The organism is Aliivibrio wodanis, assembly GCF_052920805.1.
Genome location: NZ_JBREXA010000001.1, coordinates 774,317 through 791,828, shown reverse-complemented (window position 1 = coordinate 791,828; position 17,512 = coordinate 774,317). Strand labels below are relative to the sequence as shown.

Below are 17,512 nucleotides of genomic sequence, written 5' to 3'. Positions count from 1 at the left end.
AATAGAGAAAAATAATTATGTTTAAAATTTTTGCATTACTGTTTATTGTCCTTGGGATTTATATTGGGATGAATTACAGCGATGAAGTTCAAAATATTATGGATACAGAGCTCTTCAAACAGCTACAAGAAACGGTAATCACGGGAAAAGACTTTCTCATTGGGAAGTTAAAAGAAACGATTCAATAAGTACCGTTGAGATGTTCAATTCCATGTTAAATAAAAATCCCCATGACAACTAGCATCATGGGGATTTTTTATTCTATAACAGGCGATAGTGAAAACCAATAAACAACTGTATATTTATACATATTTTTTGGTTTTATCGTCTATTGTAATATCAACTTTGTTAAATTAGGATTACCTAATAAATGAAAGAGATACTATTTCAGCGGTAAGATTGTGATTTCTACGCGGCGGTTACATGCACGGCCTTGTGATGTTGAGTTATCACAAACTGGGTAACGCTCACCGTAGCCACGTGCGTTAATTCGGCCCGCAGCAACGTTTTGTCTTACTAGGTAAGTACGAACAGAATCAGCACGTTGCTCTGATAGTGTTTGGTTTTTAGTTTCATTACCAGAACTATCTGTGTGACCATTAACTTGAAGTGCAGTATCAGGGTATTCAACTAAAATACGAGCAACACCATTTAATGTTCTGTAAATACTTGAATCTAATTGGTAAGAGCTTGATTGGAAACCAATGCCATTATCCATAATTAATTTTAGTTCGTTTTCACCAACACGTTCAACTTGAACACCAGAGCTTTTTAGCTCATTACGTAGTGCTTGTTCTTGTTGGTCAAAATAATAGCCAGCACCAGCACCAACTGCACCGCCAGCTGCTGCGCCAATCAAGGCGTTTTTACGACGCTCATCTGCATCATCACCAGTCGCAAGACCGATAGCAACACCAGCAAGAACACCCGCAAGCGCGCCCTTAGTTGCAGAATTAGTTTCTGTTTCACCTGTTGTTGCATTTTGGCGTTGAGTCGCCTGACAACCAGTTAAACCAATAAGTAGTGCAAGCGCAATTGTGATCTTTTTCATTGTTATTCTCGATTTATGTACATCTGTATTTGCAGTTTACTTGTCAAACATCAAAATGCAAATATTAAAAGGTGCTAAATAGGGAGGTGATATTGAATTATTGGTATGATTATCTATATATAAAAGGCACCTTACCTCAAAATTGAATGAGATAAGGTGATTTGCTAGGTAGGATTATTCAGCAACCAATAATACACTTAACTTATGTTGAGCTGGATTGTATGAGATGATTTCAGCATTTACTGTCTCAAAGCTATATACTTCTTCACCATTACTTACTGGTGTATTACTCCAAATATAGCTGGCTAGATCACCTACTTCATAATTAAATGCGTTATCAAAGACTGTCGTATTAACTGCTGGACTATGACATGCAATTTCTTTTAGAGATATCAATTCTTTAATATTAGGCATTCTCCATTTTGTAATTCCTGCAAATTGGTGCAGTTTATGGTTGCCGTTTACATCATTAATTGCTTCCACCATAGTTAGTGCGCTTTGCCAAAAATAAATATCAGTCGTGCCTTCACATATTTGATCTGAACTATTCCATTCTTTACCTACAGGGCAGCGCATCCAAGTAAGTCCTGTTAAATGATCTTTGACTGTACCATTTTGCTCAGGAGTATAGCGAGCATTTGGTGCTGAACGAGAAAGATCGATACTGCATTCTTGTGCTAATGCAAGAGAAGAGAAAAGAGCTATAAATGTAATGATGATAAAATTTTTCATGATTAATTGCCTTGTGCAGAAACTAAACGAGTTGGGTATATATAGGATTCGCCGATATCACTTGGAGCCAGGTTCGAATAAACCTCTACATTACCGACGCTGCCACGGTTGTGGCCCAATAAATTAATTGTATTTATGTAAACAGAACCAGGGTAAATATAAGGTGAGAAAATATTATAATTAGTGGTTTGAATCCATACATTACCTTCTTCAATCTCAGGATGACCTTTTGGTTGATTAGGGAAGTAATTAGCGCTTAGACCGTAAGGTTTATTGCCTTCATTTGTTTTTGTTTCACCAAAATCAATAAGATTATATAGTTCGTGGAACCTTGGTAAACGCCAGTCACTTTTTCCACATAATTTGATGCTATTAATGTGCTCGACATAATCTTTGGTTGAACATATTGAATCGCCTTCAGTATTACAGGTTGCTAGATCAACATCTGTACTAAAAGGTGTGAAGTTGTCTAGCTCTAAAGCAAACATACGATCTTTATATTGAATTGAAGATTGCTCCGATGATTTCACTTCCCAGACTAAGCCGCTACGTTCATCTAGTACACAATTCCATTCCGTTGCAGTGTCAGAGACTTTGTTTCCTTTACTGTCAATTTTAGTCAAGATAAAGCTGTTACCTTGTTTGGGATCGTTTTCTGTTTGATCAAGTCCAAAAGCGGCATCTTGACCAGGGAAACTAGGTGGAGATGTTGTAACGTTTTTTGTATTATCTTCATCGGTGAAATACAGTACAGATCCTGTATCATTCAATCGACCGCCACTTTTTGTTATTTGGTTTAACTCTGTTATTAGGGTGGCAGCTTCTGTATTGCTAAGTAAATGAGTAACCAATTCTTTTTGGTGATTACTAATATTGGCACTTAATAAGGTAAATAAACTTGTTCGGTTTTGTTGTTCAGTGCCTTGCAATACAGTGATAGCATTTTGTTCTAAAATCATAAGTTCTGAATGGTTTAGGTTATCTAGTAGGTCACTTGGTAGAGTGATCCCTTGTGCTGATAACTGAGAGGCTAACTCTGTACTGGCTTCTTTTACTGTCATACCAGTTGCCATATGACCAACTAATAATGAAGTAATACCATTAATTTTATTTCCAGTGGCTTTCTGAAGTCCTGGAGCTGCAATATAAGCGTATTGGCTAGTTGTATTATTAGAGTCTGTTGGTAATGAGTTTCGTATTTCCGCTAATAAAGGAAGAGCGACGATATTTTTATGAGTAGCGGTAATTGTGAACTTTCCTTCAGCATCCGCGATTGAACTTGGCTCGTTTGCGTTACATTGTAGATTTTGGTTCATATCAACACAAACTTTACTTTCTGGTGCAATGTTTGGGCTAATAATAGAGCCAGAAACGGTGTAGTTTGGGATAGAGGTATCAGATGAATCTGAGCCCCCACAGCCGGTTAATGCCAAAGTGGCAGCGAGTAAAGTTAATTGGTATTTCATAATGGTATCTTCTTATTGTGAGTGAATATATAAAATTGTTATTTGAAAGACAGTCGACGACCGCCCCAAATTAGAATAAGTAAAAATAAGGAAGCGAAAGATAAACTACCGCCAGAGGAAGCATTTGTTGTGGTTGGTGATGTTTGATCGCATTGGTAAGAGCTAATTGCACCAACCCCCCAACGAATTAGTTTCCCTGAATCATTTGGATTTAAATCAGCTAATTCTAGTCGCCATGTTCCCCAGCTAGGCTCTCCTTTAAACGTTTGTAATATCTCATCATGCTTTAAAGTGAAATAATCGTTTATCGTTGTCAGATTGGTGTCTTGATGATTTAACAAGATAACGCGAGTACCGCGTGGAGAAATTAAGGTCACCGTAAGATCGAGTAAATTATTGTGATTTAGGTTGAGGTATACTCCAAAGCTGTCATCAACAATACCGTCACGGTCAGTAACGGTGAAATTAACCGTTTTTAACCCTGCAATTGGACGTCCAGAATTATCAACAGTTGCATCTGGAATATGTGAATTAACCGCAAGGAAATCTGTGGTAAATACAGGTACTCCTTTGATCAATGAACGTTTATTTTTCCAATCTTTAAGTAATAAAGAGGGGTTATATTGATACGTTAATTGAGTTGAAACTTCAAAAGAATCACCACAGGTTGCAGAAGAAGGTAGATCAAGATTTAGATCGAGTTTATCGAATAGATCACTATCAATGACATTCTTGCTCTTACCATTTAGGGTAACCTCTCCAGAAACACTGGCTTGACGCTCTGTAGGGTAGAGTGTTGAGTGAATCTTTTGGCTTTCTCCAATGTATCGGCTAGCAAATTCTTGTTTAAAAGGTGCAAGTAATAATCCATGATGTTTGAATTTTTCAGTGAGAATTTGAGCATATTTTTTTTCTGGATAAAGAGTCTTAGCGACAAACACCATACTTTCTGCCAAATCATGCATTTTCAGTCCACGACCAAGGCCGTACATCGACTCTAAAACAATAGTATCGAACTCAGTAAACGCAGAGTCGCCATAGAGTGAAACGCTATTTTTTAATGATTGAAATAGCGGTGTAGACCATAATTCATCTCCCAATTCTCCTGCAACACTTTCGTGAGCACGGTATTCAGCGCGTTTAAAGTAACGTGCTCTTTGGTTCCATAAACTACGAGTATTTCGTTTATTGCCAAAATAACCATCCCAGTTGAATACGGTATCAATTTCAAACTCTTGGCCAGAGCTATTAGCATTACGAAACTGTTGTCGATAGCTGTAACTTCCAGCCCAATAATCCCCAAAGCCTTCACCAATTGCGCCGGTATGACCATAAGCCCAATCAGGAATAATATGATAATGAATGCCATGCCCTAATTCATGCAAAATTACATCTGCATCAAGAGCATCAGGAGAGCCTCCACCGATACCTAGCAATATGGCTTTAGCACCATAGTAGTAAGTTGAATTATTAGCAGATAATCCACGGGCATCAAAATCAATCGGTTTCTGAAAAATATTGAATCCAAGTGATTCAATATATCTAACAGATAAGTCAAGATGACTAAATGCCATTATTTGAGGGAAGTTTGCATCATTTATTGTGGTGGTACTTAGTTCATCAAGAGAGGAAAAAGTAGCAACACCCTCTTGAGGCAGCATACCATTGTTATCTTCTTTTTCTTTAAGAGTGTGTTTTTTAGCCTGATGACTTGAAGTCGGGGTAACTAAGGCAAGTGCATCTACTTGCCTTACTCGTGAATTACTTAAATAATAGTGCCCATTTGAGAATAAAACCTCACTGATTTTTGATACATATTGAGGGGTAAGTGAAGACTCACTTATATCCATCATTTGCGAACTGGGAGCTGGAGATCTCAGCATGCTTCGTAAATCAGGATCAAACACATTCAGCTCTGCATTAACTAAGTGACCTGAAGGCAAACTTGGAGGAGTCACTGCTTTTAACGATCTCGGAGCCTCAAGTTCAGCTGCTGTCGTTGGTTTGCCACTATTTAAAACAGTATCAGTTAAGCTCTTAAATATGCGCACAATACGACCATCATTATTGGTTGATAGCACCATACTTCTTTGATGTTTATATTGTCCTTCGATCCAAACATCAAAATTATAGTGCTTACCAAGTGTTGATGTAGTTGTGTAGCGTAGACGATAATCCCCGTGCTCAGGATAAGTGTTTAGGAGATATTGTTTCGCCTCTTGGGACTGAGTTATTGTAATGGCATTTTCTGGGTAATCCCATTCAGCAGCACTGGCATGAGATACACATAATAAAGTAATCAAGCAAGAAAGAGTTTTTTTCATGGTCATTCCTTAAAAAATGTACTTTGCATTAGCAGTAAAGTAACGACCGGGTTCAGTAGAGTAACCTTTAACTGAGTCCATTACTCCAGCCACGTCTTGATAGCGGATGTATTCTTTATCTAATAAGTTGATGATATTAGTGCTGATGCTAAGATTTTTATTAACGTTATATTTCAAACCAAGATCGAGCGTTGCCCAATTAGATGTCATCGCACAATCAGCTGAGATACCATTATCAGTTGCACATAAAGGAACACGATCCATTGCCGCTGCCCAATTTAATGTTGTATAAGCAGACAGAGATTCATTATCGTAAGTGAGGTCAATACTTCCTTCCCAAGGTGTTAGGGTGCGAATATACTCACCGTCTCCATCTTTGCCATCGACATAACCTGCTTTTGTACTGACCCCCCATTCTTGGGTCATTTGGTGAGCTAATGTAAACTCAACACCATAGGTTTCTACGCCGTTTACATTCTGATATTGCTTTAAATAGTTCCCTGTAGATGGGTCCATGCCTATTTGTTTAACATCAATAAAGTTTTCAAATTTCTGATAGAAAATAGCACCATAAAGTTGAGTCCTTCCTGAATCATATTTTGATCCAAGCTCTAATGAATCACTCGTTTCTGCTTCTAAATCCATATTAGGGATAATTAGGAAAGGCGTTAATGGAATGAAATCATGATTGTTATAGCCATAAGCTTTATCGTAAGCAGGCGCTCGGTACCCGTGACTATAAGAGAGGTAAGTATTAAGGTTATCAGTCAGTTGATAAGCTGCCGATAAACTTGGGGACAGTTCGCTACTGTTTATTTCTTTAACATCAAAGCCTGCGATTTCGTCTGAACTCTTTGGCGTCAAACGGTGAGCATCAAAACGCAGTCCACCAGTTATAGTCCATTGCTGAATTTCAACAACATCGCGTAAGTAGATACCAAAACTGTATGCTTGAGCGGGTGAGAAAGGCTCTGCTCCATTCGGATTGACGCCATTCCAATCAATAGTAGATTTACTGTTAGGACGCTCATAGCTGTTTGTGGTAACACTAATACCATAAGCAAGCGTATGTGCTTGATCTAACCATTCTGCTGCTGAATTGAAGTCCGTATCGAAGCCTACTAATTGGTCAGTGAAATTTTGGTCTTTAATTTCACGACGCTTTTCCATCAGGTTATTACGTTCACGCCACATTAAACGATTTGTCATTGTTGTTGTGCTGGTATCTCGCCAATAAAGCTTACTGTCCATCTTGTTAAACCAAGAGCTATAAGGCGTATATTCTGCACCGATATGTGCGCTAGTTTCTTGAACGTCTTGTTGTTCATTAAAACGCGAAAGATGCCAGATACCGTCTTTTTGAATAGAACTAGATCCTTCTTCTCTTTGCATATTTTCGGTGTAATATTCGACTCTAGCTTTAATCATCCAACTTTCGCCAATATAGTGATTTATTGTGTAACCACCGGTAATACCATCAAGTTCTCGGTTATATAAATCTTGATTGTAATTGCGAGTTTCTTCTCCTTGCCAGTAAGAGATATTTAGCAAACTTTCAGTATCGCCAGAACGAAATGCCACGTTACTGTTGCCTTTATATTTATTGCTAATACCAGAGTAAGTACCTGAGATATCAGAGTAGAAATCATTACCTTTTAAATAATCACTAGGCTGCTTAGTTTTGATTAATACCACACCACCAATGGCACCAGAGCCATGCACTGATGAGCTAGCTCCTTTTACGACTTCTATCGACTTCACTGTTGATAAATCGAACGAATTGCGACCAACTTTGTCGTTAATATCTGAAGCCCCATAGCCATCAGATGATTTTACGCCGTCTTTTATGATAGCTATTCGGTTACCCGTCATACCACGGATAGTAATATTTTGTGCTCTGCCCGCCCCGCCTGTCACACTGACACCCGGCTCGCTGTTTAGTGCATCGTATAATTCAGTTGCGCCTTTTTGTTCTAATTGTTCGCTACTAATAACAGCCACAGAGCCTGCGACTTCTGATAAGGGTTGATCTACTTTGTTTGCAGTGACAACAACTTCATCAAAGTGAGTTAACTCAGAATTAGCGTGTACGAAATTGGCAGCCAATACACTAAGTACAGCCGCTGTTACTGGAGAAAGCTTCATAAATTGCTCGCTTTTTTAATTATGTGTTAGAGATAAAAGAAAACTGTATTCAAAGGCTTGTTGCGTCAGAGCTTCTCGGCGATCCATTGAATGACCTTGATTAAAATGAGTGGCTAATAAGTAAGGAGCAGTAGCTGTGCTCATCGCTCTCACTTTGGAGAGGTATTTAGCTCCTTCCCAATAGGGAACTCGGCGATCATGTAACCCAACTTGAACTAGCAGTGGAGGGTAGGCTTGTTGAGTAATATTGAGATAGGGATCAACTTGTTTCATGCTAGCTAGTTCTTCAGGAATAGTTGGGTTTCCCCATTCGCTGTATTGCTGCAAAGTGAGGGGTAAGCTTGTGTCTGACATACTATTTACGACATCAACAAATGGAACATTTAGCGCCGCGCCTTTAAATGCGTTCGGTTGCTGATTAATGGCTGTAGCGACTAATGTCCCACCAGCGCTTGAACCTAAAGCATAAATATCATGGCTTCCTTGCTGGTAGTGATGCATGGCATTTGCAGCATTAATAAAATCATCGGAAGCGTGTTGTCTGTTTATGCCACGTCCTGCGTTATACCAAGCCTCACCTTTGTAACCGCCACCTCTAACATGAGCAATAGCATAGATAACCCCACGATCTAATAGGCTTAAGATTTGAGGCATAAAATAGGGTTTCATAGTGACGCCGTATGCTCCATAGCCGTAAAGAAATACAGGACTTTTGGTACTTAATTTATCTTTTCGATACGCCAAAGTGATTGGTAATTCAACCCCATTTTGCTTAATAAGGATTTGCTCTGTGACATAATGAGAGGGATTAATATTCGGGTAATTATCTTGTGAATAAAGGTGACGATTTAACGTACTCACATTTACTTTTTCCCACTTAGGTGGCTGTATCATCGACATGCTACGAATATAAAATGCATTACTATTATAGTCACCAACACGGCTTACCCAAGCAACTTGACCAGAGGTCGTTATGGTCTCGGTATGACGAATTTTTCCTTTATTATCAAGATAGATTAATTGAGCTTGTTGACCATCACCAACGGAAATAACGGCACCTGAAGCGAACAAATAAAAATCCTTAAGTGGCTTTTTATCTGTCGGTAGGTACAAGATTTTCCAGGAGTCAGGGTTAAAAAGGTGTTCAATAGATACTGAATAAAGAGCAAATCTTTTATTGACTACATTGCTGTTGATAAACACCTTGTCGTGTGCAAGATCTAGGTAGTATTCAACATCTTTAACTCTTGGCCTTATCGGCTCACTAAGTTGTCCGTTAGTTAAATTTAACAAACGTTGCTCACTGCTGTTATCATTATTTGATTGAATAACAGCATAGCGATGATCACTTGATTGATAGAGTGACATCAGCCAAGTTGGGTTTGTCTCTTCTGAAACAGTATGGCTTTGTGAGTTACTTAATGTGAATTGGATTAACTGAAAAGGCCTCAACGTCTGTTTTTCTTGCTTGATAAGAAATAAAGAACGATCATCATTAGACCACAATATATTTGGCTCTGTATTATCAATCAATGCAGTTATTGTATTGGTCTTTAAATCAACGATGCTGATCTTGTATTGCTCAGATCCTGTAGTATCTTCAGCAATTGCTAGTGCAGTACCGCTGTTGTTTAATGCCCATCCACCTAAACGATAGTAGTTAAACGCTTCAGAACGAATTGAAATATTGAATAGTGGCGTGACCTTTTTTGTTACTAAAGTACGAGTAACTAGCTGACGTTGCCCTTTATGAGTCGTAATTGAATACTCATTGTTTCCCTTTATTTTCCAAGGTTTATCTGATTTTTCAGGCTGATTATTCTGCCATTCATTTAGTAAAGTATTTACTTCAGATTTAAGACTAACTTTAAACGCATCAGTCTGTTTATTTTCGTTATGTAAATAATCTAAAACATCTGTTTTACTACGTGAATCATCTCTTAGCCACTGCAAGCTATCTGTAGCAGATACAGGCATAGAGAAAATGAATAGCCAAAAAATAACATTTAAAAATTTCATAAATAAAGCAAACCTATGAGGAGGATTAATAAAACGCGTGAATACTACCTCTTAATAGGAATGAGATCAATTATCATTTACATTAATATTTGCGTTTTTTGTGATTAAGCTCTCTCTATATGGTGTTATCTATTCTAGATAAATGGAATTTTTGAGCTACATCATCTTGAAAGATGAAAGATGAAAGATGAAAGATGAAAGATGAAAGATGAAAGATGTGAATGATAAAGGGCATCACTCACATCAGAAGATGATTTATATTAGAAAAAATTATTCCTGTAGATTATTTAACAGTTTTTCACATGTAGCTTTCAATAAGAGTAATTCTTCTATATCTAGCTGGCTTTTACAAAATATAGCGTTAGGAACAGAGAGTGCCTGCTGCTTTAATTCAATGCCTTTAGTGGTGAGAAAAACCTGTCGAATACGCTCATCTTGAGTACTGCGTTGACGGGTAATGATCTCTTTCACTTCTAGGCGCTTTAATAAAGGCGTTAAGGTTCCTGAATCGAGATGTAGTTCTTGACCTAGCTCTTTTACATTGACGCCATTTCTTTCCCAAATAACCATCATGGCTAAGTATTGAGAATAAGTAAGGTCAAGTTCGTTTAGTAGTGGACGGTAGGCTCTTATCATGGCATTTGATGCACTGTAAAGAGAGAAGCAAACTTGATTCTTAAGCAATAATTGAGGGGTATTACTCTCTTCTTGAGTGAGTTGTTCAAGATTATTATTCATATAAACACCAAAAATAAAACTAAATTGTGCACAATATACTTGTTTTTTACCTCTAAATCGACATATACTTATGGAAATTCAATTGCGCACAACCTAGTTGTTGGCAATTAAAGCAAGTTATTATCGTATTTAATTTAAAGGACATCATTATGACTACGCTATACAGAACTAAAGCAACGGCATTAGCAGGACGTAACGGTCAAGTAACAACAGACGACAACATGCTTGATCTTGCGCTAAGTTACCCAAAAGAAATGGGCGGCACAGGTGAAGCAACAAATCCTGAGCAATTGTTTGCTGCAGGTTATTCTGCGTGTTTCTCAAATGCGATTCTGCACGTGGCTCGTGAAATGAAAATAAAGTTAACTCAAGCGCCAGTATCGGCTGAAGTGGGTATTGGTCCAAATGAAACGGGTGGTTTTGCACTAACGGTTGCATTGGCTGTGACATTAGAGCTAGAAGAAGAGCAAGCTCAACAATTAGTGAAAACAGCACACCAAGTTTGCCCATATTCAAATGCAGTGAAAGGCAATATTGATGTGAAACTAACTGTAAATGGTACAGCACTGTAATTCACTTGTTTGATCAAGATAATTAAGGATGAGTAACGTGAACACTATATTGTTAACTGCGGGTCGTGTACTTTTAGCGCTGTACTTCTTAGTTCCAGGGCTAATGAAATTTGTGTCGTGGGATATGCATATCCAATTAATGGAAAAGCATGATATGCCATTTGCACCTGTTTTATTAGGGCTTGCTGGTGTTTTCCAAATAGGTGCTGCTATTTTATTAATAGCAAATCGTTTTACGTGGATAGTGGCCTTATTATTGGCTGGATTAGTGCTAGTGATTAATGTGTCGCTGCATGACTTCTGGAACTATTCAGGTTTGGAAGGAGCGCACGAGATGCAAAACTTCATTAAAAACCTAGGTATTCTTGCAGGTTTATTAGTGCTTTCTGGTCACTCAATGCCAGAGTGCTGTAAAGCAAAAGTGAAATAGTAACAGCGAATACAAAAAATAATAAAAAAGGGATATGACGTTAATCATATCCCTTTTTGCTATTTAAGGTTTCTATTTAAAATAGTTTATTACTTTTCAGCAGTAAAGAAATCGTTATATAGCATGTAAAGGTGAGCGGAACTCCAAGAGAAGTTTGGAGCACCTTGTTGTTCGCCCGTTAATGGGTTGTAGTTTTCACGGATAGGACCATCTTCAACTAGGCCATCAGCGTTATCAAAGAAAGCGGTCGCCATGTCAACGGCATCATCACGGTAGCCGTAGCTTTCCATGCCTTTTAGACCAAAGTAGAATTGGTCAACCCAAACACGTCCACGCCAGTAGATATCAGGGCCAAATGCAGGGCTTGATAGTGCTGCCGTACCTAATGGAATGTAAGTATTGAATTCAGAGGTATCTTTCATTACTTTCACTACCGCATCAGCATTTGCTTGGGTTGCTGCTTTGTTGAAAAGAGGTGACCAACCTTCAGGTCCTTTTCCACGCTCAACAATTGGTTTACCCGCACAGCCGTTAGCTAATGGTTTGTCTTCAATACGAATGTCGTAGAAGAAACCTGTACCTTCATCAAACATACAAGTATTGATATAAGTTGCTAATTTATCAGCTTTTTCACGGAACTCTTTTGCATCAGTGTCTTTACCTAAGATATCAGCCATTTGAGCTAGATATTGGTTGTCACTGAACATGTAGCTTGCTTGGTCAACGGATTCTTGTAATAACGAGTAGCCTAATAGTGTGCCGTTTTTATCACGGTTTTGTGCGAATTTCACTTCCCAATCAGAGCGTTTTCCGCCATTAGCAACATAAGCATCTAGTTGATCTTTATCGATAAAACCAAAAGCTGCTGCGTCATCACGACCAGATTCCCAAGACGCTGCTGTTTGTGCTGGGATTTCGATATGATCATAGTTACCAGATTTAATAACCTCTTGGTATTTATCTAGGCCAGCAAGTTCTTCTTTCTTGTCCCCACGCTCAACCGTAAATAGCATATCGCCATTATCTGTGTTGTGTGCTTTATCGCGTGAAGCACCATACTCAGGAACGCCGTTGCCATTGTTATCACGGTTACGTAACCACCAATCATGATAAGCAACCAATTTAGGGTACATCTCTTCTAACCACGCTTTATCTTCAGTGGTTTTGTAGACTTCCATTACTGCCCATGCAGCAAGGCTTGGTTTTGTATTTCGCTCATTCCAGTTGCCACCGTCACCGCCACGTTCAGGGCTTGTGTTGTAGGCTAATAAATCAGGAATAAAACCCGCATCCCAAGGACGAACGTTATCATCAGCTTGAATTTGATACGCAAACATAGCTCGAATATTATCTTTGGCTACTTCAGGGTTGAAGTGTGCCATTGCATACGCTTGTTTCCATGTATCCCAAGGCCATGTTTGGTTACCAGAGAACCAACGAGCCGTTACAGATGGTGTTACAGAATCAAACTCCATTGCACCAGCAGCGCCACGCCAGTTGCCATTAAGAGTTTCCATTGCTTTTACTGCAACGCGCTCTTGTTCAGGAGTTGCATTTGGGTTGGTTAAGCCTTTCTCAAGGTATTCTTCCCAACGTTTTTCAGTAGCAACTAAGTATTGATTTGGATTTGCTAGAATGTCTGTGATTTTAGCTTGTTCTGCTTGGTTTTCTTCAGCGGTTAATACGTGGGAGTATGTTGTGTAAATTGTTGTTGATTGCTCAATGTTAGCTGTCGATGTAAAGCTCAACCCATCAACAGTAGTCGTTGTAGGAATAGATTTATGAACTTGGTATTCAGATTCGCCAGAAGTAAGTAGAGACCAAGTTGCACGAACTTCACCAAAAGTCACTTTTAGCCCATCGTTTGTTGGGGTAATAGTACGGTTGTAATCCGGATACGCTTCTGCAATGGTTTTATCTGATTGTGGTTTTTCTTCTTTTGCGTAGTAACCTTCGATTAACTCACCATCCCAAACAAGCTCAACAGGTGAGTTAGTTGTGACTTTAGTTTCAACTAATGAAGTTCGGTTAGTCGCAAAACGTAATGTTAGTTCTACTTTTACGTCGTCAGAAGTCAGTATTTGAACCAAAGCACCCGGTAAGCTGTACGCTTCCATTGTGAAGTCAACTTTCTTACCGTCTTTGAATACACTTAAGCGATCAAAGTTATCTGCCATAAAGTTAATGTATTCTTCGGTAAGTAAAGCTGTTCCTGGGAAACCGCCCATACCTGCATCGTTGTCTGGTAGTAGGTGACCGTGCCAAGCGCCCATGTCAAAGAATGGGTTAAAACGTTGGTGATCATCAAAATCGTAATCACGCATATATTCAGGAGAACCTGTGCGATCAATCACGTCTTTAAATTGTGCCGCTTTAAGCTCGTTAGAGTTAAGGTCTGTAGGGGTAGTTTGTGCGCAGCCCGCAGCAAAAAAGGCAGTAGCAACAGCAAGTGCAGAAATTTTTAAGTTCATAATTAAATTCTTATAATTGATTTAGTAAAGGTTTTAGTAAATTTAACTCAGTAGATGTTATTGATAAATAGAACAGTTGTCCGTGAACTCAGTCTCATTTAATGAAGCTGAGTTCAGGAAGAGTGTGATGCAGTTACCAGTAATAGTACTGCATGATAAATATTTCGTTATCCGACTCTGTAGTGTCGTTACCCATAAAGAATTTAGTATCAATGGCTGTGGCGAATTTACCATCGGCATATTCATACCAAACACCACCATTGATGTAAGAGGTCGTTTCATCTTCGGCTGTATCAAGCTTAGTATTGGCATAGTTATATGCTGCAGAAAGGTAAACTCCCTTAGCTACTTCATAATAGGCACTGGTCATAATGCCTGTTTCTGTACCTTCACTAGCGTCATTACCTTGATCGGTATGATGCCAAACTCGAGCGGCTAAGGTTTTATATTCCGCCCCGATTAAGTACATCTCACCATCGCCATCGGTAAATTCAGCACCACCAAGCAAGGTTAAATTTTCGGCAATATCATACTGAACATAACCATTTACAAAGGCGGCATAGCTGTATTTATTTGCGTATTCATCATATTTACCAAAATTAACTAATGCATCATCTTCAGAAAAATCAGACTCAGGAGCAGCAGAAACACTGTAACGAAGTCCCCCAACTTCATTACGGATCTTAATGCCTACATTTACATCTCGTGTGTTAGGTAAGGTGTAACCATTTTCTGGTGTAGCATCTCCCCACCATTGAATATCATCTAACGAGGAGTCAATGCGACCAGCAATAAACTCTGTACCCGCATCGGTTCGATATCCAGCATAAAATCGATTTATTCCTCCTTCAAAACCGCCCCAACCGTGACCAGTAGCCCAAGCATTACCTTCGTCATCGGCTTGTACTGTCCAGCCTTCGCCGTAAATTAGACCGAACCAGTTGCCTTCTTCAATAGCAATACCACCTTCAATATAAGTGCCGTCGCTGTAACGGCCTTTGTCGTCACCATCAAAGAAAGTACGACCTCCAATGCCCATTTCTCCGTAAAAATCAGTTTCAATGGCATGGACATTCGCTGCTAAAAGTAGAGTTGAAAGTAGTGACAGCTTTGCAAAAGTAGGTTTCATAATTAAGTTTTCTCACTGTTGTGGGATTCATTTTTATAAGTTCATTATTGATAGCTAATCTGAATCTTTAAGTAATATGGAATAGGTTATCAATAAAGGAAGGATAGCGAGATATTAGGTGGCGGAGTAGATTTAGGGGGGATAACTGTGAGCTATAGAAAGTGATTTTTACTTATATTTACTTAAATTTTTACTTGTAAAAAGATCTAATCTAACTCAGATCTTATTAGAGAGTTTTTACTTAATCTTCATGTATTGTTTTGGTGAACGTCCTAATGTTTTCTTGAAAAAAGAGATAAAAGCACTAACTGATTCATAGCCTAAATCTTCAGCAATACGTTGAACAGCATCTCCAGAAGAGAGCTTTTGCAATGCTAAAACAATATGTAGTTGACTACGCCAATGGCCAAATGTCATTCCTAATTCTTGTTTTACTAATCTCGAAAATGTTCTTTCACTCATTGCAAAACGTGTTGCCCATTCACCTACAGTACGGCGGTTGCTTGGGTCATCGTACATTTCTTTAGCTATTTTATTTAAGCGCGTTTCAGCTGGAATTGGAAAATCAAAATGCTCAGCTGGCATTACGGTTAATTCGTCGAGTAGTACTTCAACTAATCTTGCGGTTCGTCCTTCAGTTTCGTAATTTTGATCAACTGACGATAACGCAATGATCGACTCTCGCAATAAAGGGGAGATAGACAAGGTACAGCTCTTCTCTGGGATACCTTTTATATAGGGATCAATAAAAAGCATACACACGTCAGATCCTGATGAAATTCGATTACTGTGAAAAACTTGGCTTGGGATCCAAACGGCACAATTTGCAGGTACCATCCAAATGGCGTCGGCAATGGTACAAGTGACAAATCCACTTAACGGCATCACCAATTGACCTTTTTGATGCTGATGAAAGACCGTTTCTTCTTCTTGATTAATACGAAGGGCTGTGACTTTTTGCGGGTACGCATCAGAATCAAAATTATAAAACATTGAATCGTTAGGCATGAGATTGACCGTTTATCGTTATTTATTGTCAATATACATAAATTCAGAAATAAACGAAAGATATATCATGGCTCCTAGATTTGAGGAGATTGATATGTCACATAAAAATAAAAGAAAAAAACTAGCGCACCCTGGGCTTTTGATTGTTGGGATTTTACTTATTGCGAGTAATCTTCGTGGTCCAATTACGGGAATTGGTCCCATCTTAGATGTCATTTCAAAAGATTTGGGATTAACCGCAACACAAGCCGGAATGATCACAACGGTTCCTCTGCTGGCCTTTGCTTTCTTTTCTCCTATCTCGTCAGGATTAGCTCGAAAAATAGGATTGGAATCGTCGTTAATGATGGCTTTGATTGCGATTACCGTCGGGGTTCTTCTTCGTTCGGCAGGCACAACTCCGATGCTGTTTTTAGGAACCAGTATTATTGGGATCGGTATTGCTATTGGCAATGTGTTGCTCCCTAGTTTACTCAAGCGAGATTTTCCAAAGAAAGTAACTACGTTTACTGCAATCTACGTATTAATGATGGGGGTTGGGTCGACTATTAGCTCAAGTGCTGCGATGCCAATGCTAAATTTAGCAGACTCTTTGGGTATTACGGCTATACCAAATTGGGCGGTGTCATTAGGTTCCGTCATTATCTTTCCTATTATTGCAATTGCAGTGTGGTCATTACAACTAGGTAATCGAACGGTACCAACCAAAGATACTGCACAGATTGATAGCCACAGTTATATTTGGAAAACGGCTGCGGCATGGCAAGTGACTGCCTTCTTAGGACTGAACTCATTTATTATGTACATCTTCATTGCTTGGTTACCTACTATCTTGGTTGATAGTGGTTATTCAGAGCACCAAGCGGGGTATTTACATGGAATTTTACAATTTTCAACAGCAATACCTGCGTTAATACTTATTCCGTTAATGTCTAAAATGAAAGACAAGCGAGTATTAAGTGTATTGATGTCTGCATTAGCGTTTATGGGTATCTGTGGTTTATTAATGATGCCAGAATTTACCGTTGTTTGGATTATTATGTTTGGTTTTAGTTGTGGTGGTGGTTTTATTTTAGGCTTGTCGTTTGTTGGTATTCGAACTCACGATGCGCATCAAGCAGCCGCATTATCTGGTATGGCTCAATGTATGGGCTATCTACTTGCGGCAGTGGGTCCTATCTGTTTTGGTTTGCTGCATGAGATAACAGGAAGCTGGAATGTGTCGTTGATGATGTGTCTTGCTGCTTGTATTGCGTGGGGGGGAACGGCAATGTTTGCTGGGCTACCACATGTGATAGATAAAAAATGTCATGTAAAACGAAGTTAATATTCATTTCATACAGATTGATTTTAGACAGTAATGGAATAACGACATCAAACATAAAAAAGGCACTGAGGGGAATTCAGTGCCTTTTGCTTTAGGGAAT

At 38.8% G+C, this 17,512-nt stretch carries 14 protein-coding genes; 4 read left to right on the top strand and 10 right to left on the bottom strand.

Features of this window, described 5'->3' with window-relative positions; translation table 11 throughout:
* Positions 1-17: 17 nt before the first annotated feature.
* The gene (locus ACU5DF_RS03710) at positions 18-188 is read left to right on the top strand and encodes a hypothetical protein (protein ID WP_099047778.1); all 171 of its coding nucleotides are present in this window, start codon (positions 18-20) and stop codon (positions 186-188) included.
* Positions 189-382: 194 nt separating this feature from the next.
* On the opposite strand, the gene ACU5DF_RS03705 is transcribed toward ACU5DF_RS03710, so the two are convergent.
* The 7 genes from ACU5DF_RS03705 to ohrR all read right to left on the bottom strand — a co-directional run bounded on the left by ACU5DF_RS03705 (position 383) and on the right by ohrR (position 10,475).
* Positions 383-1,051 (bottom strand): YiaD family glycine zipper/OmpA-like lipoprotein, encoded by a 669-nt coding sequence (locus ACU5DF_RS03705; RefSeq protein WP_045103668.1) that lies wholly within the window; start codon positions 1,049-1,051, stop codon positions 383-385.
* Positions 1,052-1,225: 174 nt separating this feature from the next.
* Positions 1,226-1,783 carry an Lcl C-terminal domain-containing protein gene (locus ACU5DF_RS03700; RefSeq protein WP_446711828.1) on the bottom strand — a complete coding sequence of 186 codons (558 nt, stop codon included), beginning with the start codon at positions 1,781-1,783 and terminating at the stop codon, positions 1,226-1,228.
* 2 nt (positions 1,784-1,785) lie between these two features.
* On the bottom strand, positions 1,786-3,249 hold the full coding sequence (locus tag ACU5DF_RS03695) for an Lcl domain-containing protein (RefSeq protein WP_045103670.1): 1,464 nt from the start codon (positions 3,247-3,249) through the stop codon (positions 1,786-1,788).
* 38 nt (positions 3,250-3,287) lie between these two features.
* Positions 3,288-5,573, bottom strand: coding sequence for a proprotein convertase P-domain-containing protein (locus ACU5DF_RS03690; protein ID WP_446711827.1), 2,286 nt, complete (start codon positions 5,571-5,573; stop codon positions 3,288-3,290).
* A 9-nt stretch (positions 5,574-5,582) separates the two neighbouring features.
* The gene (locus ACU5DF_RS03685) at positions 5,583-7,718 is read right to left on the bottom strand and encodes a TonB-dependent hemoglobin/transferrin/lactoferrin family receptor (RefSeq protein ID WP_446711826.1); all 2,136 of its coding nucleotides are present in this window, start codon (positions 7,716-7,718) and stop codon (positions 5,583-5,585) included.
* Between the two features lie 15 nt (positions 7,719-7,733).
* Positions 7,734-9,737 (bottom strand): prolyl oligopeptidase family serine peptidase, encoded by a 2,004-nt coding sequence (locus ACU5DF_RS03680; RefSeq protein WP_446711825.1) that lies wholly within the window; start codon positions 9,735-9,737, stop codon positions 7,734-7,736.
* Between the two features lie 270 nt (positions 9,738-10,007).
* A complete protein-coding gene (gene ohrR, locus ACU5DF_RS03675) occupies positions 10,008-10,475 on the bottom strand; it encodes a transcriptional regulator OhrR (RefSeq protein WP_446711824.1) in 468 nt (155 codons plus the stop codon).
* Positions 10,476-10,624: 149 nt separating this feature from the next.
* Here ohrR and ohr point away from each other — a divergent pair, with 149 nt between their 5' ends.
* Positions 10,625-11,047 (top strand): organic hydroperoxide reductase Ohr, encoded by a 423-nt coding sequence (gene ohr, locus ACU5DF_RS03670; RefSeq protein WP_446711823.1) that lies wholly within the window; start codon positions 10,625-10,627, stop codon positions 11,045-11,047.
* Positions 11,048-11,084: 37 nt separating this feature from the next.
* A complete protein-coding gene (locus ACU5DF_RS03665; RefSeq protein ID WP_446711822.1) occupies positions 11,085-11,477 on the top strand; it encodes a DoxX family protein in 393 nt (130 codons plus the stop codon).
* A gap of 89 nt (positions 11,478-11,566) precedes the next feature.
* Here ACU5DF_RS03665 and ygjK read toward each other — a convergent pair whose 3' ends face one another.
* The 3 genes from ygjK to ACU5DF_RS03650 all read right to left on the bottom strand — a co-directional run bounded on the left by ygjK (position 11,567) and on the right by ACU5DF_RS03650 (position 16,085).
* A complete protein-coding gene (gene ygjK, locus ACU5DF_RS03660; RefSeq protein ID WP_446711821.1) occupies positions 11,567-13,948 on the bottom strand; it encodes an alpha-glucosidase in 2,382 nt (793 codons plus the stop codon).
* A gap of 133 nt (positions 13,949-14,081) precedes the next feature.
* Entirely contained in the window at positions 14,082-15,077 is a 996-nt protein-coding gene (gene ygjJ, locus ACU5DF_RS03655; RefSeq protein ID WP_446711820.1) for a protein YgjJ, read from the bottom strand.
* Between the two features lie 237 nt (positions 15,078-15,314).
* Entirely contained in the window at positions 15,315-16,085 is a 771-nt protein-coding gene (locus ACU5DF_RS03650; protein ID WP_446711819.1) for an AraC family transcriptional regulator, read from the bottom strand.
* Positions 16,086-16,179: 94 nt separating this feature from the next.
* Between ACU5DF_RS03650 and ACU5DF_RS03645 the strand changes: the two genes are divergently transcribed.
* Positions 16,180-17,412: an MFS transporter gene (locus ACU5DF_RS03645; RefSeq protein WP_446711818.1), complete on the top strand. Its 1,233-nt coding sequence runs from the start codon at positions 16,180-16,182 to the stop codon at positions 17,410-17,412.
* Positions 17,413-17,512 lie beyond the last annotated feature (100 nt).

Bases quoted from the DNA above. Each gene is read 5' to 3' on its own strand.
- ACU5DF_RS03710 (WP_099047778.1), top strand. From the start codon at position 18: ATGTTTAAAATTTTTGCATTACTGTTTATTGTCCTTGGGATTTATATT.
- ACU5DF_RS03705 (WP_045103668.1), bottom strand. From the start codon at position 1,051: ATGAAAAAGATCACAATTGCGCTTGCACTACTTATTGGTTTAACTGGT.
- ACU5DF_RS03700 (WP_446711828.1), bottom strand. From the start codon at position 1,783: ATGAAAAATTTTATCATCATTACATTTATAGCTCTTTTCTCTTCTCTT.
- ACU5DF_RS03695 (WP_045103670.1), bottom strand. From the start codon at position 3,249: ATGAAATACCAATTAACTTTACTCGCTGCCACTTTGGCATTAACCGGC.
- ACU5DF_RS03690 (WP_446711827.1), bottom strand. From the start codon at position 5,573: ATGAAAAAAACTCTTTCTTGCTTGATTACTTTATTATGTGTATCTCAT.
- ACU5DF_RS03685 (WP_446711826.1), bottom strand. From the start codon at position 7,718: ATGAAGCTTTCTCCAGTAACAGCGGCTGTACTTAGTGTATTGGCTGCC.
- ACU5DF_RS03680 (WP_446711825.1), bottom strand. From the start codon at position 9,737: ATGAAATTTTTAAATGTTATTTTTTGGCTATTCATTTTCTCTATGCCT.
- ohrR (WP_446711824.1), bottom strand. From the start codon at position 10,475: ATGAATAATAATCTTGAACAACTCACTCAAGAAGAGAGTAATACCCCT.
- ohr (WP_446711823.1), top strand. From the start codon at position 10,625: ATGACTACGCTATACAGAACTAAAGCAACGGCATTAGCAGGACGTAAC.
- ygjK (WP_446711821.1), bottom strand. From the start codon at position 13,948: ATGAACTTAAAAATTTCTGCACTTGCTGTTGCTACTGCCTTTTTTGCT.
- ygjJ (WP_446711820.1), bottom strand. From the start codon at position 15,077: ATGAAACCTACTTTTGCAAAGCTGTCACTACTTTCAACTCTACTTTTA.
- ACU5DF_RS03650 (WP_446711819.1), bottom strand. From the start codon at position 16,085: ATGCCTAACGATTCAATGTTTTATAATTTTGATTCTGATGCGTACCCG.
- ACU5DF_RS03645 (WP_446711818.1), top strand. From the start codon at position 16,180: ATGTCACATAAAAATAAAAGAAAAAAACTAGCGCACCCTGGGCTTTTG.